General features: G+C 70.9%; 16 protein-coding genes. 6 read left to right on the top strand and 10 right to left on the bottom strand.

The window, feature by feature from the left end; all coding sequences use genetic code 11:
• Positions 1-28: 28 nt before the first annotated feature.
• The 5 genes from DEJ12_RS17840 to DEJ12_RS10440 form a co-directional block, all read right to left on the bottom strand.
• A complete protein-coding gene (locus DEJ12_RS17840; protein ID WP_146245595.1) occupies positions 29-331 on the bottom strand; it encodes a hypothetical protein in 303 nt (100 codons plus the stop codon).
• A gap of 606 nt (positions 332-937) precedes the next feature.
• Positions 938-1747, bottom strand: a complete 810-nt coding sequence (locus DEJ12_RS18030) for a hypothetical protein (protein WP_111105242.1) — start codon at positions 1745-1747, stop codon at positions 938-940.
• Between the two features lie 76 nt (positions 1748-1823).
• Positions 1824-2249: a hypothetical protein gene (locus DEJ12_RS10450; protein WP_111029953.1), complete on the bottom strand. Its 426-nt coding sequence runs from the start codon at positions 2247-2249 to the stop codon at positions 1824-1826.
• Positions 2250-2429: 180 nt separating this feature from the next.
• Positions 2430-3536, bottom strand: a complete 1107-nt coding sequence (locus tag DEJ12_RS10445) for an SGNH/GDSL hydrolase family protein (RefSeq protein WP_111029952.1) — start codon at positions 3534-3536, stop codon at positions 2430-2432.
• A gap of 143 nt (positions 3537-3679) precedes the next feature.
• Positions 3680-4312 (bottom strand): TetR/AcrR family transcriptional regulator, encoded by a 633-nt coding sequence (locus tag DEJ12_RS10440; RefSeq protein ID WP_111029951.1) that lies wholly within the window; start codon positions 4310-4312, stop codon positions 3680-3682.
• Between the two features lie 104 nt (positions 4313-4416).
• On the opposite strand from DEJ12_RS10440, the gene DEJ12_RS10435 reads away from it, so the two are divergent.
• The 4 genes from DEJ12_RS10435 (at position 4417) to DEJ12_RS10420 (ending at position 7862) form a co-directional block, all read left to right on the top strand.
• The gene (locus DEJ12_RS10435) at positions 4417-5544 is read left to right on the top strand and encodes an FAD-dependent monooxygenase (protein ID WP_111029950.1); all 1128 of its coding nucleotides are present in this window, start codon (positions 4417-4419) and stop codon (positions 5542-5544) included.
• A gap of 71 nt (positions 5545-5615) precedes the next feature.
• A complete protein-coding gene (locus DEJ12_RS10430; protein WP_111029949.1) occupies positions 5616-6188 on the top strand; it encodes a transcriptional regulator in 573 nt (190 codons plus the stop codon).
• Positions 6173-7423 carry an MFS transporter gene (locus DEJ12_RS10425; RefSeq protein ID WP_111029948.1) on the top strand — a complete coding sequence of 417 codons (1251 nt, stop codon included), beginning with the start codon at positions 6173-6175 and terminating at the stop codon, positions 7421-7423. Before DEJ12_RS10430 ends, DEJ12_RS10425 begins: the two co-directional genes overlap by 16 nt.
• A gap of 79 nt (positions 7424-7502) precedes the next feature.
• Positions 7503-7862 carry a hypothetical protein gene (locus DEJ12_RS10420; protein ID WP_111029947.1) on the top strand — a complete coding sequence of 120 codons (360 nt, stop codon included), beginning with the start codon at positions 7503-7505 and terminating at the stop codon, positions 7860-7862.
• A gap of 48 nt (positions 7863-7910) precedes the next feature.
• On the opposite strand, the gene DEJ12_RS10415 is transcribed toward DEJ12_RS10420, so the two are convergent.
• The 4 genes from DEJ12_RS10415 to DEJ12_RS10400 form a co-directional block, all read right to left on the bottom strand.
• Entirely contained in the window at positions 7911-8381 is a 471-nt protein-coding gene (locus tag DEJ12_RS10415) for a hypothetical protein (RefSeq protein WP_146245594.1), read from the bottom strand.
• Positions 8382-8479: 98 nt separating this feature from the next.
• Entirely contained in the window at positions 8480-9013 is a 534-nt protein-coding gene (locus tag DEJ12_RS10410; RefSeq protein WP_146245593.1) for a hypothetical protein, read from the bottom strand.
• A gap of 38 nt (positions 9014-9051) precedes the next feature.
• On the bottom strand, positions 9052-11511 hold the full coding sequence (locus DEJ12_RS10405) for a bifunctional lysylphosphatidylglycerol flippase/synthetase MprF (protein WP_111029944.1): 2460 nt from the start codon (positions 11509-11511) through the stop codon (positions 9052-9054).
• A 44-nt stretch (positions 11512-11555) separates the two neighbouring features.
• Complete coding sequence (locus DEJ12_RS10400) at positions 11556-12887, bottom strand: esterase family protein (RefSeq protein ID WP_111029943.1); 1332 nt, start codon at positions 12885-12887, stop codon at positions 11556-11558.
• 183 nt (positions 12888-13070) lie between these two features.
• Here DEJ12_RS10400 and DEJ12_RS10395 point away from each other — a divergent pair, with 183 nt between their 5' ends.
• A complete protein-coding gene (locus tag DEJ12_RS10395) occupies positions 13071-13763 on the top strand; it encodes a CoA pyrophosphatase (protein ID WP_258370608.1) in 693 nt (230 codons plus the stop codon).
• Here the strand turns inward: DEJ12_RS10395 and DEJ12_RS10390 are convergent.
• Positions 13675-14904 (bottom strand): ROK family protein, encoded by a 1230-nt coding sequence (locus tag DEJ12_RS10390; protein WP_111029942.1) that lies wholly within the window; start codon positions 14902-14904, stop codon positions 13675-13677. The genes DEJ12_RS10395 and DEJ12_RS10390 overlap by 89 nt on opposite strands.
• 132 nt (positions 14905-15036) lie before the next feature.
• Between DEJ12_RS10390 and DEJ12_RS10385 the strand changes: the two genes are divergently transcribed.
• On the top strand, positions 15037-16335 hold the full coding sequence (locus tag DEJ12_RS10385) for an ABC transporter substrate-binding protein (RefSeq protein WP_110865282.1): 1299 nt from the start codon (positions 15037-15039) through the stop codon (positions 16333-16335).
• Positions 16336-16341: the final 6 nt, after the last annotated feature.

The following is a 16341-nucleotide window of genomic DNA, read 5'->3' as shown; positions in this document are numbered from 1 at the left end:
TCGTGCCGGGACCTGCTCGCAGCATCAGCTAGATCCGGTCCAGGGACGCCACCGCGACGACGATCGGCCACGCCTCACCGTCGAGCTGCACGGACCGCAGCCCGCGCGGCAGGGGTTGTCCGTCATCGGACACGACGACGACTCCCTGCAGCCCGATGAGGTGCCCGGAACCCCGGCTGTAGTGGACACGATCACCGACGACGGGCATGAGGATGGTGTCCGCCGCTAGCTCCTCTGCAGCGAGTTCGACGACGAGAGGCCAGGACTCCGTGAGCACCTCGGCGAGCTGTGCCTCGAACCCGCCGCGTTCGTCGAGCTCCGCGTCGCGCACCTCGGGATCCACGATCCTCGCGACTGGCAGGACCTGCGGGCCGATCGTGCGCGCGACTCCGCATCCGATCGCGACCCCCAGGCCGGTGAGGGACAGCCCCGTGCTCGCCATCTCGAACCGCAACGGGACTGGCTCAGCAACGACCTGACGGAGTCCGCCGTTCGAGCCGCCGGCGGTGTGCGCTCGCACGGCAGTCGCCTGCACCGCGCCGCGGATTCGTGGCGCGACCGGAGCTGCTCTTGTCCGCCGGAGATCACCGCCGAACTGCTCGCCGAGATGCTTCGTGAACGCGAGGGCGCCAGGCCGTCGCTCGTCGCAGTTGTCCATCGGGTCGCCTTCGGGTCGGCTTCTCGCAGCCTCGGGTCAGGCTGTTCCCGGACCGTACTGCCGGACCGTCGGCCCACACGACGGTTCCTCACCGATCTTGCGGTAACCAGCAAGGCCGATTCGGAGTTCGCGCCGGCGCAGCCCCGAAGCGCGAGTAGATGACTCCCAGCGGGAATCGTGCTTCTACCTCGTCGCTGAACTTCGACGCTTCGGACTCAGTCGCGAAGACACCGAGCACCGTGTTGTGTGGTGACTCGTCACCACCGGGGTCTGGTCGCCTCAGAGCTCTGACGTCGGCTGTTGGCGGGGGTTGAGGAGATCGCCGTCCCAGCTCAGGTCGTCGTCTTCGTGCACCTCGAAGGCCTCGAAGTGATCGTCCGCGAGGATGCTGTCGACGAGTGCGCGTGAGCCGGCGACGATCGTCGAGTCCCAGTCTTCCTCGGAAGCGACGACCCAGGTGTGATCCCCGGGCCAGATCAGCGACGTGTAGGGCCCTTCCTGCTGGGGGCGACTGCATCCCCATCCGGGGACGGAGCGCTGCGCCCACGATGGGTCAGCAAGCTCGCGCAGGCTCGAGCTGAACAACCACATGTCCCGACCGGGCCACGGCATCTGCATGCGAGCCCGCGCGCGCGCGTTCCGGCCTCCTTCGGCCCATGGCGGGTTGCCGGTGCCTTCCCATGCTCCGATGACCAGGTCGTCCGGGTTCCGCGTCGCGGCCCGCAGGTGCGTGGTCAGGACCGCGAGGTCCTCCGGGTTGAACCACCCATCGTCGGACTGACCGACACTCCACCCATCCGACCAGTCCCTCGTGTGCTCGTCATCGCTGATGCGGAACCACTGCACCAGGGGATGCATCACCCGGCCGTTACGGCGCGCAACCTCAGCCCACCGCCAACGCGTGTGCTCAACATCGACGGGATTGCCCCACTCGTCGACCGTGTTCGGGTCAGTACGGTGCGCATCCACCGGGTGCAGCAGCCGCGCGTACGCCTCGAAGCCCGTGCCAGCGACACCGCCGACGGTCGCCCATCGACCGGCTCGCTTCACGAGCCAATCGCCTCGCAGGGCTTCGGTCAGCAGGATCACCGCATCAGCATCCCACGGCGAACGCCTTCACTCAGGAAAAGCAGTCTCCGAAGACCATCCGCAACCGGAACCGCCCCTACTCCCCCACGTCCGAGCAGCCCGGCAACGCCGCGATGTCCGTGCACCCGTACTCGCTCCACCCACCCTGGCCGTAGGTGTCGTACGCCGCAGTCGACGCCACCGTGGCCCCTGCACCAGCCGTCCGGACGAAGGACGGGGTCGGATCACCCTCGGTCGTCCACCGGACCCACTGGAGCGAGGCCACCTCGCCCGCTTCGCTCGCGTCCCGCAGACACCGCAGGCTCTCGGCAGGGAGCGCACCGTCGGCCTCGAGCTCCACGTCACCGCAGTCGGTACCGCTCGGGTTGCTGACCCACTCGGGCGCATCGGCGAGTGTGCGGGCGGACGCGATGGGGTCAGCTGGCTGCTCGCTGCACGCCGACAGGAGCGGCAGCGCGACCAGCGCGAGTCCGGCGGCGGCGAGGACCAGTGGCTTCTGCACAGGACGAGCATGGCTCAACGAGACGCCCTGCCGGGTCACGGTCCGACAACATGTCGAGCGCTGGCGAACTGACGCCCGGTGGTCCACACGAGACGGACAGGAGGCCCGTTGCCAGCTGGCAACGGGCCTCCCGTCCGCCTGCTGGTCGCGTCGACGACGCGACGAACAGGCGCTGGTGCGTCAGCGCGATCGGACGATCGCGGCCTTGGTCTGGTCACGCAGGTACGCGATGCCGGCGGCGTTCGGGTGGAGTGCGCCGAACAGGATGCTGTACTTCGTCCCGGCCAGCGGCGTGCTGTTCGCGGCGGTGCCGCGATCGGTCAGGGTGAGTCCCGACATCCATGCCGAGCCCGACGCGGCACAGGGCGTGTGCGCGGCAGAGCCCTGGAGCGTCGAGACGTAGGTGAAGCCACGAGCCTTCGCCGCAGCCTTCACCGCTCCGTCGAGCGCGTTCTGGGTGCGGTGGAAGTAGGCGGTGTCGGTCGCGGTGAAGGGGAACGCGTTCTGCGGGAACGGCGGTTCGAGTCCGGAGTCACCGAGGAGGCTCGAGAAGCACCCCTTCGGGGACTGTGCCGAGCCCGGCGCGATCATCGGGTAGCCGACGACGAACACCTTCGCCTGCGGAGCACGTTGCGCGATCACGCGGAACGTCGACGCGAGCCGCGGTGCCACGACGGTGCGGATGCGCGATGCGAGACGATCCCGCGTGACGCCGTGCACGACCGGTGCGTAGTAGTCCTTGCAGTGGTCGTAGGTCTTCCCGTGGATCTCCGAGAACACCGGGCCGGCCTTGTCCAGCGCGACGCAGTTCGCGATGACGCCGGAGAACCCCAGGTCGTTCCCGCCGATCGACACCGTGACGACGTCCGTGTCCTTGGAGAGCGCGTCGGCCTGGACGGGCGCGGTGGCACTTCCGGCTCCGGTCTTCTGCGCGACCCGGGAGATGTTGCCGGTGGTGGCACCGGCGCAGGCACGATCGTCGAGCTGGAGTCCCAGGGATGCTGCGACCTGGTGCGGGTAGTCGGTGGTGGACTGGAAGCAGCCGGCCGCCGGACCCGAGCTGTAGGGGGCGACGCCGAAGCCGCCCGCGTACGAGTCGCCGAGGGCCACGTAGCTGTCACCGCGGGACGGCGAGGACACAGCGGCCACGGACTGGGCGGGCGCCGCGCCATCGGCGTTGGCCGCGGAGACGGGCCCGGCCGCCCCGACAGCGAGCGCTGCCGCCGTGAGGACGCCGCCGGTGATCAGCAGCGCGTTGGTCCGGCGGAGGCGAGGAGCGTGACGCATGGAGCAGGTTCCTTCCAGAGGGCCTATTCGACAGACGATCGTCTGACAAGTAGACGGTAGGTCGGTACGACGCCCCGCGCCATGAGAGGGCCACCAGGTGCATCGGATGCATTCCGCGCACCCGCCCTGTCCTTCGACGTGGATCAGGCCGACGTGCACCAGGTGGACAGGTGGTCCAGCGCCGCTCCGGCCGTGGCCACCAAGCGCTTGCGGGTCGATTCCCGGTCGGCGTCCGCGAGGACCGCGTCGCCGATGGCCTCGGTGGTCTGCTGCACGACGGCCACGAGCGCGGCAGCCTGAGCACGCCGGGTCATCGAGTCGAAACCCGTGTCCGCCAGTTCTGCTGCCACCGCGGACGTGACTTCGTCGTAGAACTCCAGCGCCCGTCGCCGGAGCACCGCGCTGAGCCGGCACTGCGCTGGGAACTCCCCTCGCGCCAAGGCCGGGTCCTCTGCGACGTACCGATCAACATCCTCGAGGACGATGGTGCGCATCGCTTCCGCGGGCGACTGCTGCGCACCTCGGTCCGCAACCGCAGCTCGGATCTTCTCGAGCACCTCGTCGGCTCGGTCGAACACCAGATCGGGTTTGGTCGGGAAGTAGTTGTAGACGGTCTGATCCGAGACGCCTGCAGCTCGGGCCACGTCTGACATCGACACCTCGTCGTACCCGTGCTCAGCGAACAGCCGTGCAGCAACGTCACCCAGGCGCTCGCGGGTCTCCCGTTTCTTGCGCTCTCGCAGCCCCGACGGAACACCCTCGCTCGACTCCACCATCCCCCGAGTCTGACACGAAACGTTGAGTGACCCAAAGTTCTGGTACGTTGGCCGAACTTAGAGTCACTACAAGTTCGGTGGATACCGAGGAACGAGGACGATCGATGACCACGCAGACACAGGAACAGGTCCTCATCGCAGGAGCGAGTTTCGCTGGGCTCACGACCGCGCTGTGGATGCGTCGGCTCGGGTACGACGTCTCGATCGTCGAGGTCGCTCCCGGGTTGAAGCGAGGCGGCACCCCGGTCGACATCCGCGACGACACCATCGCGATCGTCGATCGGATGGGCCTGCTCGAGCAGATCTCGGCGAAGGCGCTCGCGCCGCGGGTGACGGAGTTCACGACGCCGGAGGGAGACCGCATCGCGCGAATGGATCCGGTGCCTCCCTCGGCCGGATCGACGGGCGACGGCTACGAGATCCACCGCGACGACCTGCTCGACATCCTCGCCGCCGCGACCGAGGGCGAAGTGGAGATGCTGTGGAACAACTCGGTCACGTCCCTGCACGAGACCGACGAAGAGCGCGTGCACGTCACCTTCCGCGACGGAACCGAACGGGACTTCTCCATGGTGTTCGGCTGCGACGGCAACCACTCCACAGTGCGTCGACTGCACTTCGGGCAGGAAGCGCTGTACAGCCACTTCCTGCGGACGTACTTCTCCGTCGCCACCCTCGACGACCTCGTCATCGAACCGCAGACGACCCAGATCACCAACGCACCGGGCGTCACGATGCTGGTCAACTCGTACGACACCACCACCGACCTCGTCCTCGGCTTCCGCTCCGAGCAGGAGATCCCCTTCGACCACCACGACGAAGCGGCACAGAAGCGCACCCTCCGCGAGCACATGCTCCGGGCCGGTTCGCCGTTCTCGGACCACGTCGACGAGGCCATCGGCGCCGAGACCTTCTACTTCGACAAGCTCAGCCAGATCAAGATGCCGGCGTGGACGTCCGGCCGCGTCGCACTCGTCGGCGACGCCGGTTACTGCCCTTCCCCGGCCGCCGGGATGGGCGGCTCGCTCGCCATCATCGGCGCCACTGCACTCCACGACGCTCTTCGGGACGCGGACGGCGACGTCGAGCAGGCATTCGCTGACTACGAGCGCGCGCTCCGGCCGGTCGTCGACGCGGTACAGCACGACGCCGAGCACATCGGTGTCAGCAGCTACTTCCCCGCGACCGCAGACCAGATCGATGCGCGCAACAGGATGCTGCTCGACCGCTGAGTACGGACGCCCCGCGGTTGCGCCTGTTCGAAACAATTCCACAAGACTTCTTGTGCATATAGGGTCGCACCATGACCCAAGGACGGATCGACGACCCCGCCCAGATGCGCGCCCTCGCTCACCCGACACGCCTGCGCATCCTCGGCCTGTTGCGTGCGAACGGCCCGCAAACCGCCGCGACGATCGGCGAGGTGATCGACGAAGCGCCCGGCACGATCAGCTACCACTGCACCCGACTCGCCGCCGCGGGCTTCATCGAACCCGCTCCCGACGCGGGCACGGACCGACGTGAGCGCTGGTGGCGAGCCGCGCACGACGCCTCCGTGTGGGAGCTCGCCGATGCGCTCGACGACCCGGAGCGGTTGCTCGCCACCAACACCCTCGACCACGCGGTCGCCCGCGTGTACGCCGCGAACTACGAGGCGTTCGTCGACCTCGCGCCGACGTTCGGACGCGAGTGGGTGTCGGCGTCCTCGAGCTCGGACCGCGTGCTCCGCCTGACGGCAGCCGAGCTCCAGGACATGGGCGAGGAACTCCGCGGCGTCGTGGACCGCTGGGCTGGTGTCGCTGCCGAGCACCACGCCGGCGACGGCTCCGAGCAGGTCTTCGTGCTGAACCAGGCATACCGATGGCCTCGCGGCTGAGCCCCCGGGCGCAACTGCGCGCACTGCTCGCGGTGCAGGTGGTGTCGCGCATCGGGAACGTCATCACCACCATCACCGTGCCGTTCGCCGTCCTCGCGCGTGGCGGCTCCGCCACCGACGTCGGCATCGCCGCGTTCATGGCGACGGTGCCGATCGTGCTCGGCGGCCCGTTCGGCGGTGCCATCGTGGAGCGGGTCGGCTTCGTCCGCTCGAGTGTCGCGTCCGACGTCGTCAGCGGGCTCACCCTGCTCGCGATGCCGGTGCTCGCCTGGACCGTCGGTCTGCCGTTCTGGGCGCTCCTCGCGCTCGTGTTCGTCAGCGGGCTGTTCGACACCCCGGGTGAGTCCGCCCGACGGGTGCTCCTGCCGGGGCTCGCGACCGCGGCAGGCGTGCCGCTCGAACGTGCCGTCGGCCACTTCGAGGCGTCGTCACGGCTGTCGGTGCTGATCGGTGCGCCCCTCGGCGGGACCCTGGTCGCCGTCCTCGGTCCGATGCCGGGTCTCGCCTGCGTGGCGATCGCCTTCGGGGCAGCCGCGATGCTCATGGCGCTGACGGTCCGCGGTGCGGTGGCGCCGGTCGCGTCCGGCGAGCCCGTGGAGTCGCAGGGGTACTGGCGCGACATCGCCGACGGGTTCCGGTTCTGCGTCCGCGATCCCCTGTTCCGGCTCGTGGTCGCGCTGGTGCTCGTGACGAACCTGCTCGACGCCGCACGCTCGACCACGCTCCTGCCGCTCTACGCCGACCAGCAGCTCGGCGGCGCGCAGGCGCTCGGGCTCGTCACCGGTGTCTTCGGGGGTGCGGCGTTCCTCGGCTCCGTCGCCTTCGGGTACGTGGCGCACCGCGTGCCACGGCGGTTGGTCTTCGCCCTGTGCTTCGTGCTCGCCGGCGGGCCGTCCCTGGTGGTCCCGGCGCTCGGGCTCGGCCTGCCGTGGATGCTCGCCTCGGCTGCGCTGTCCGGGCTGGCGGCCGGGTCGATCAACCCGATCCTCGGAGCCGTCGAGCTCGAGCGGATCCCGGAGCACATGCGCGCGCGGGTGTTCGGCCTGCTCGGTGCCGGCGCGTGGGCGGGCATCCCCGTCGGCGGCCTGCTCGCCGGGCTCGCTGCCGACGGTGTGGGGGTCGAGGCCACCTTCGCCGTCGTCGCGGTCGTGTACACGGTCGTGACGCTCACGCCGCTGCTCGGCGGATCATGGCGGCTGATGGAACGCCGCTCGGTCACGGTGTCGGCGGCTTGACGTCCGGTGGTCCGCCCGAACCGCCGCCTAGGCTGCGGAGGTGACCAGGCACCGGACGGACACCCGACGAGCGATCGTCGTGACCGTTCTGGTCTTGGCTGCCGCGGCCGTCCTGTTCATCGGTCTGCGCGCCGCACTGCTGTTCGCGGGGGCGACGGAAGGCGACGTGCCGACGTCGTCGTCGATCCCCCTGCCTGCGGGAAGCAGGGTGGTCCACGAGGACGAGGAGTGCGCATCCGGTGGATGCTGGTCGGTCGTGTCCGTGCAGCCGCCGACGGGAGTGAGCCCGTCCGAACTGTCGACGACGTTGGGCACCGAGCCGTTCGCAAAGCTGCCCGGGACGCTGTGGGATCCCCGCGTCGTCAATCTGACGTCGGAGGTCCAGGGCGAACTTCTCGTGGTCCGAGCGGACTACTGGTCGCGCGAACTCCCACCGTGACCGGCGGGTGGGGCTGTCACCTGACGCCTGCGCCGTCACCGACCGGGGTCAGTGACTGTCGGTCATCCCGCTGCTGACGTACGAGGAGTTGACCGTGTCGTCGGTGAGCGTGCAGTTGTAGACGGCGTACGGGTCGGTGTGCCCGTCGTCGAAGGTGAAGGGGTAGATGAGCTGGTAGGTCCCGTCGCTGCCCGGGTACCCCGACGGGTCGTTCGTGAACGTCAGGGTGACCCCGGCATCCGCGGCCCCCTTGCTGCACTCGTCGTAGATGTGCTGCGCGAGCGCCGACGTCCCGGGGTCTTGCGACGGCGACGACGACGGAGTCGACGGAGGTTGGTTCACCGGGGTCGCGGCGTCGGTCGCGGTCGGAGACTGGGACGGCACCGGGGTCTTGTCCCCGGTCTTCGCCGTAGTGGCGGACGGCGGCGGAGTCGCGGTGCTCGCAGCACAACCGCTGAGGGCGGCGACCATGACGCAGGCGGCCAAAGCTGTGACGCTGACGCGGGTTCGGGTGTTCATCGGTGGTCTCTCCTTCTGTCGGAGCAGAGGTCGCTCACTGAGAGATGTCGTGGAACGACGGATCCTGACACCGACAGCGGCCTCCACCACGAACAGGTTCAGCCCCCGCTGCGCTCCCGACGACGCACCCGCAGCGTGCCGATCCCCTGCACGATGCAGACGACGCCGCTCGCGACGACGATGACCCCGGTCACGATCCGGCCAATGGAGAATCCTCCGAACAGCAGCGGGGCGACCGCGACACCGATGAAGATCGCCCCCATCACGATGACGACGACCGGGTTCTGGGCGACGAAGAACCGGCGACCGCCGTTCGCTTCGGCGATCGCCCGGTCCCGAGCACGCGGGACGGCGTCTGGCGACCGACCAGCGCGGCGATCTGCACGCCGTCGCCGGCTGCGCAGGACCAACCAGACCGCCCCGCCGATGACGACGGCCGCTCCGATCGCGATCCACTCGACGAGCTGGAAGAACCCGAAGACCATCACCAGGACGAAGCCGACCGCGATGCCCACGAACATGTCCGTGGTCATCCGGTCGGTCCGGCCGTCGGCACTCGTGACGTAACCGGGGCGGCGTTCGTACGGATCGTGCTCGTCCACGGCCGGTCTGTCGGACCGTTCGGTTCCCATGCTCCGAACGTACCGACGGCGCTGGGGAACCGTCCGGGTCAGCCCACTCGTTCACCCGGCTTCTCGGCCCGGACCCCGTGCGCCGGACGCCGCTCCCGCACGATCGCGACCGCCTGGCGCAGCGACAACCCTGGCAAGTAGGTACGGACGATCGCGACGCCGATCGTGGGCAGCGCCACCGGGTCCGGGTACGCCATCACCAGGGGGTGCAGGTCTGGACCGAACTTCGCCTTGAAGCGCAGCAGGGAGCGGAACCCGTACACCGGCTCGAGCGCACCGCCGACGACGTCGAGGACCGATTCGACGCCGCTCCGCCCGGCCCCCTGCGGCTCGGCCGACGAGGCGAGCGGGGCGGCGGACAGGCTGAGCCGCTCGGCACCGTCGGCGCGCATCCGGTCGACTGCACTCGCGACCAGGAACTCCATCACACCGTTCGGAGCGTCCGGGGCGCGGCGCATCACGTCGAGCGTCCATCCGACCACCTGCCCGGCGCGGTACGCCGGCAGCCAGCTGGTGACGGCGAGGACGGTGCCGTCCTCGCTCAGGGCGACGAGCGTCCGGACGGCGGGGTCGCGCATCTCGTCGATCCCGCCCAGGGTGAACCCCATCTCGGGCAGTTCGCGCTCGGCGACCCACTCCTCCGAGATCGCCTCGATCTGGCGGGTGACCGAGCCGGGCAGCGAGGCCCAGTCCGACCAGAGCGCGGTGGTGCCGGACCGTGCGGCCTTGTTGACGGCCGTGCGGACGTCCTGCTTGCGCTTGCCCGTCGTCGTCCAGGTGCGCGGGTCGAGGTCGGCGTCCTCGGCCACGGGAAGGGTCGTCCAACCGAGCCGGGCGAGTGCAGCGCCGAGGGTGGAGTCGATGCCGTAGAAGACGGGCGTCCAGCCGTGGTCGTCCGCGGCCCGTGCGAAGCCCTCGAGTGCCGCCAGCCGCGCGTCCTCGTGTCCGAAGGGGCCACCGGTCGTCACGGCGACGCTCCCGGTGCGGTGGTAGGCGACACCGGCGCGGCCGTCCTCGGTGAACCAGTACTCGTTGCCGGGCCAGGTGGTCATCCACCCGAAGGTGTCACCACCGCCCGCGACCAGCAGGGCCCGAGCGGCCACCCGAGCGGCGTCCTGCCCGTCGAGGTCGCTGTCCGAGCGTCCGGCCCCGGTCGGCCGGACCGCGGCGATCGCCACCGCGAGCCACAGGAGCGGGCCGGAGACACCCACGACGAACCGCAGCGCCGGGTCGGCCTGCGCCAGGTGCGTCGGCAGGGTCACGGGGGCGATCGGGCCGAGCACGGCGAGCGCCAGGTGGAGGGGCTCGCGCACGCTGTCGCCCGAAGCCACGGCGACACCGACGACGACGACCGCGAGCACCACGGCCGAACCCGCGACCGTCAGGACGAAGGTCCGGAGTCGTCGCTGGTCGGTCCGGACCGGGAAGTCCGCGCGGCGCAGGACGAGCACCACGGCGGTCGCGATCGGCACCAGCACCGACGCGGCGATCGAGAGCGAGACCGCGAGGTGGTCCGACGCCAGGCGCTGCACGACGGCGTGGTGGCGTTCGGGCAGCACCCCGTACGAGACGGCGGTCGCGACGCCGGAGACCAGGTCGACGGTCGCGACGAGCCACAGTGCGAACCGGCTCCCACGCCGCAGACCCACGGCGCCGACCGCCAGGACCACGAGCGGCATCACGGCCAGCAGCGAGTGGAACAGGCCGTGCGGGTGCACCTCGGCGAGCGCCCGGACGCAGCTGGCGGTCACCCCGGTCACCGAGCAGTGCGGCATCCGTCCGGTCGGCCCGGTGTCGAGCACCACGGCGAGCGGGGCGAGCAGCCCGAACTGGGCACCGGTGACGAGCGCGAGGACGGGTCCGACGGCCGACACGGTCACCGCGGCCACGAGCAGCACCCGGGTCTCGCGTGATGAACTCCGGGTCCAGCCGCTCCGCACCGGCGACCGTCGCAGCACGCGGCCGAGCACCAGGCCGACGAGCAGAGCGAGTGCCGCGTGCAGGTCGGACGCGTGTCCGGCGTAGAGCAGCAGTGCCGCGACGACGGCGATCGACACCACCCGGATCCGGCGTCGCCACAGCGCGCCGGCGAACGCGCTCGCGGTCACGATGGTCCCGACGATCCAGGTCCAGGGGCCGACGTGTCCCAGGTGCACGAGGAAGCCGCGGTTCGCCGGGGCGCCGTCGAACAGCTGCAGCAGGGCGCCGAGCCCGGTCCCCACCACGGTCGTGACGACCATCGCGAGCAGGGTGCGCCGCCAGCCGAGCAGCCGTTCGGACGCCGCGGTGCAGACCACGACGGCGACGAAGGTGACGAGGAACCCGACGACGCTGCTCGTCACCGCGACCACGCCGAGCGGACCCATCGTCCCGCCCAGGGTGTCGGGCGTTCGACCGTCCTTCGTGCCGAGGCATCGGAGCACCACGGCAGCGATGCCGGCGACGATCGTCAGGGCCGAGACGACGCTCGTCAGCGGGTACCGACGAGCTGCCGGCACGAGCCGTCTCGGATGCGCCCACGCGAGAGCCGCGACCACCGCGCTCACCGCAGGCCCAGGTGCGCGATGACGCCGGGCATCCCGACGCGCAGGGCGTAGCGGACGGTGTTCCAGTCATGGGCGGAGCCCTCGGACACGAACAGCCGGGTCCGCATGCCGGCGGCCTCCGCAGCCGTGCGGAGCGCGGTGGTCGAGGCGACGTAGGGGGCGTCGTCGCTGCCGTAGGCGAACACCGTCAGGTGCCCGGGGTAGGGACCGTGCGCACGCATGATCGCCCGCGGTGCCGCTGCGGCGTACCGCGAGGCCGAGCCGCCGAACCCGTACCGGATGCTGTGCTGGACGGAGCCGTTCAGGGGTGCCAGCTCGCTCGAGATGGCGAAGGTCGTGCCGAACACGCCGGGGTGGGCGGTGGAGAACTGCATGGCGCACGTCGCGCCCTGCGAGAACCCGACGATGCCCCAGGCGGAGGGGGACGCTCCGACGCGCAGGTGCTGCCGGATCCAGTTCGTGGTGTCGGTCATGATGTACGTCGCGGAGCGGCCGAGGGACGAGTCGACGCACATCGGGTTCCGGTCCGGTGCTCCGAGTTGATCCGGCGCGACGACGATCGGGGCGAGTCCGTGGTGGGCCTCGGCGAACGCGTCCATCACCGCGCCGAGCCGACCGGCCTGGAACATGTCGCTCGGCTGCCCGGGTTGCCCGGCCAGGCTGATGAGGACCGGCAGGGTCGGTGGTCGCTCGGTCAGGGCGGCCGGCGGCAGGTACACGACGGCCGGTCGTGCGTGGAAGTGGGAGACGGTCGACGGGATGGTGACCGAGAGCACCTTCCCGCGTCGCGGCATGTCGGCGGGCGCCCGCCAGGTGGCCGGGTCGACCACCGGACTGGAGGCGCGCCCCACGCCCGTCTCGTGTCCCAGCGGACCCGACGGGTACGGATCGGTCGTCACGGCCTGCTCGATCGTGCGGTACGCCCCGAAGTCGACGTTGACGCCGAGGACGGCGGCCAGGGCCACCGCCACCGCCGCAAGCACGCCGAGCACGCGGCGGAGCCAGCCGCCCTGGACGACCGTCACGACGAGGAGCCCGACACCGCCGAACGCAAGGGCCACCCACATCCGGGTGATCGGGGTGAACGACACCCCGTACAGGTCCTGCACGTCCCCGAACCACCACACCGCGACAAGGCCGATCACGGCGCCGACAGCCACGGCGCCGAGCCGCCAGAGCAGGCCCCGGACCGGATGCCGGGAGTGACGACCGAACGCCGGCAGGAGCGCGGCGACGGTGAGGAGCCCCGCGGCGACGTCCACCGGGACGAGCACGGACGGTGTGACGACGGCGACGTGGAACAGGGGTCGGAGCAGATCGTGGAACATGGGGCCTCCCGGCGGACGGTGCAATCGTGGCGGCGGCCCGCTGCGAACGGGGCACCGAGGCGCTTCCGGTTCGCACAGTTCCCACCTGTGCGGCTCCCAGACCCCACTCGACCAACACCCAGCGAAGCGTCCGGTGCGGTGCCGCCGCCGGGCCTCTCGGTGGCGCGCACCTAGGGTGAACGGGTGACGCACGACGGATCGGTACGGGCTGCACTCGCGGCGGTCGCAGCGGACGGCTGGGGTGACGGTGGGCCGCTCGTCGAACCCGGCGGCACGGCTGCACCACGTCGGGCCGCGGTCCTGATGCTCTTCGGCGCGCTCGACCACACGCCGAGTGACCGACCGGCGGCAGCGCCCGGCGTCCCGCGGGACCTCGACGTCCTGCTCCTCGCCCGGGCCACGACCCTGCGCGCGCACGCCGGCGAGGTCGCGTTCCCCGGCGGACGCATCGACCCCGGTGACGCGGACGCCGTCGCCGCCGCGCTCCGCGAGGCACAGGAGGAGACGGGGCTCGAACCCGCCGGCGTCGAGGTGCTCGGCACCCTGCCGGCCGTGCCCCTGGCGTTCTCGAACCACCTGGTCCGGCCCGTCATCGGCTGGTGGCGCGACCCCTCACCGATCCGCGTCGTCGACGAGCACGAGTCGGCGGCGGTGTTCCGGGTCCCCGTGGCCGACCTGCTCGACCCGGCGAACCGCGGCGTGACCGTGATCCGCCGCAGTGGTCAGGAGTGGCGCGGGCCGGCGTTCACCATCGAGGCCGACGGGGACGAGCACCTGGTGTGGGGCTTCACCGCGATGCTGCTGGATGCACTGTTCGACCGACTCGGCTGGACGGAACCGTGGGACCGGAACCACGAGGTGCCGCTGCCCGGCTGAGCAGCGGGAACGACAGCGGGTCGGCCCGCACCGCGTCGACCGCGTGGGCCACGGCCCCGATGACGACGACGTCGGCCCCGAGCGACGACGCGACGAGTTCGGGCACCGGGTCGAAGTGCCCCTTGGCGAGCAGGTCGCGCGCGCGGTCGATCACGGCGACCGCGGGCTGGGCGATCGCGCCGGCGACCACCACGCGGTCGATGTCGAGCAGGCTCGCGAGCAGGATGCAGACCCGGGCCAAGCGGTCCCCCAGACGGTCGACGATCGTGCGCGCGACCGGATCACCGCTCCGTGCGGCCGCGAACACCAGGGCGGCGTCCGCGGCGAGCGCGGCGTCCGCGGGGATGTGCCCGGCGGCGACGGCGTCGGCCACGAAGGTGCGGGCGACCGCGCCGATGCCGTCGGAGGAGCCGACACCCTCGACGAGTTCGAGCACCCGCATCTCCCCGGCACCACCGTGGGCACCGCGCAGCAGGACCCCGTCGACGACGAGGCCCGCGCCGAAGCGTTCGCCGGACAGCAGCGCCGCGAACGAGGCGTCACCCGAGGACGGCCGCTCGGCGAGCGCGGCGAGGTTCGCGTCGTTCTCGACGAGCACCCGCCCGTCCGGAACGGCGTCGACGAACCCCGGGTTCATCCGGACCCAGAAGCCGCCGTCGTCGGGCGAGGCCCCGGCGGCGTCGACCGGCGCCGGGATGCCCACGACGGTGACCAGGACCCGGGTGCGGTCGACGTCGGCCGAGGCGAGGGCGGCGGCCACGGTGTCGGCGAGGACCCCGAGTCGAACGGGCACGTCGAGGCCTGATTCTCCGAGCGACCCCTCGGCACGACCGAGCACCGTGCCGCGCAGGTCGGCGACGAAGGCGGTGACCCGGTGCTGGCCGGCGTCCACACCGACGACGACCCCGGCGACCGTGTCGAGCTCGTAGCGGCGGGCGGGGCGTCCCATCCGGTACTCCCCCGCGGCCCGGGCATCGTCGAGCTCGCGGAGCCAGCCGAGCCGCACGAGTTCCTCGGCCGCGCCCAGCACGGTCGACCGGGTCAGGCCGGTGGCGTCGATCGCCTCGGTCGCGGTGAACGCCGACGAGTCGAAGGCGTACGCGAGCAGCGTCTCTGCGCTCGTTCCACGGGGTGGCGGCATGTCGTGACCCTATCGCGCGAGGAGTTCCTTGCGGAATTAGATTTTCTCGCTACATTTAGTTCCGCGGGCAGCATCGGAGCCGCTCGCGGGACGGAACGGCAGGGACGCCGGGTCCGGACGGACGGAGACGACGTGCAAGCACACGCCACCGCCAGGAGCGCAGCATCGGTCAGCCGACGCGGGTTCCTGCTGGGAGCGGGCGGCATCGGGGCGGGCCTCGCGCTCGCCGGATGCGCCCCGATCGGGTCCTCGAGCGCCAAGCCGGAGACCATCACGTTCTACGTGTCGAAGCCCGAGGTCATCGGCTACTTCGACGACGTCATCGCGCAGTTCCACCAGAGCCAGTCGAAGGTCCGGGTCGTGCGCGACTCGACCTCGAGCATGTCCGCGAACTTCGTGCGGAACCGGCCGCCGGACCTCGGCTGCTGGAACTACAACTTCTCGGTCGTCCCGTTCGTCGAGCACGGCGCGCTGACCGACCTGTCCGACCTGCCGCAGGCCGACACCATCAACCCCGACCTGTGGCCGCTCATGGAGCAGACCGCCGACTACCCCGGCCGGAAGAGCGCCCTGCCGTACTCGGTGACGGCGGCGTCGGTGATCTACAACAAGGCGCTTTTCGCACAGCAGGGGCTCGAGGTCCCGACGACGTGGAGCGAGTTCGCCGACGTGTGCGAGCGCCTCACCAAGGCCGGGATCGCGCCGATCTACGGCACGTTCAAGGACAACTGGACGATCGCCCAGGGCATGTTCGACTACTCGATCGGCGGCATGATCGACACCCCGGCGACCTTCGAGGCACTCCGGCGCGAGGGTACGAACGTCGGCAAGGGGTCAGCGGTCTCGTTCGAGCGCGACCTGCGGAAGCCGATGGAGCGCATGGTGCAGCTCCGCGCCTGGCACCAGGACGGCGCCGCGAGCCGCGGGTACGGCGACGGCAACCTCGCCTTCGCCCAGGGCAAGGCGGGCATGTACCTGCAGGGGCCGTGGGCCCTCGGCGAGATCGCCAAGACCACGAAGGACATGGACCTCGGCACCTTCCCGCTCCCCGTCACCGACGACCCGGCCGACCGCAAGGTCCGCGTGAACGTCGACCTGGCGCTCTGGATCCCGGAGGCGTCGCGCAAGCAGGAGGCCGCCCGCGAGTTCCTGTCGTTCCTGATGACCAAGCAGGTCAACGACAAGTACAACGCGGACAACAACGGCTTCGGGGTGCGCAAGGACGCTCCCCCGGCGTCGAACCCCGCCCTCCGTGGCATGCAGTCGTACTACGACGACGCAGCCTTCTACCTCGGCGCCTCGCAGCTCATCCCCGCCGAGATCCCGGTCGCGAACTACGCGCAGTCGATCGCCTTCGGCGGCGACCCGCAGCGCCAGCTCCGCACCCTCGACGCCGACTGGGCGCGTCTCGCGCTCCGCACGGCCGCGTAAGGAGAC

Origin of the sequence: Curtobacterium sp. MCLR17_059, assembly GCF_003234665.1 — a bacterium.
Classification (GTDB): domain Bacteria; phylum Actinomycetota; class Actinomycetes; order Actinomycetales; family Microbacteriaceae; genus Curtobacterium; species Curtobacterium flaccumfaciens.
This window is presented reverse-complemented; position numbering and strand designations above follow the sequence as displayed.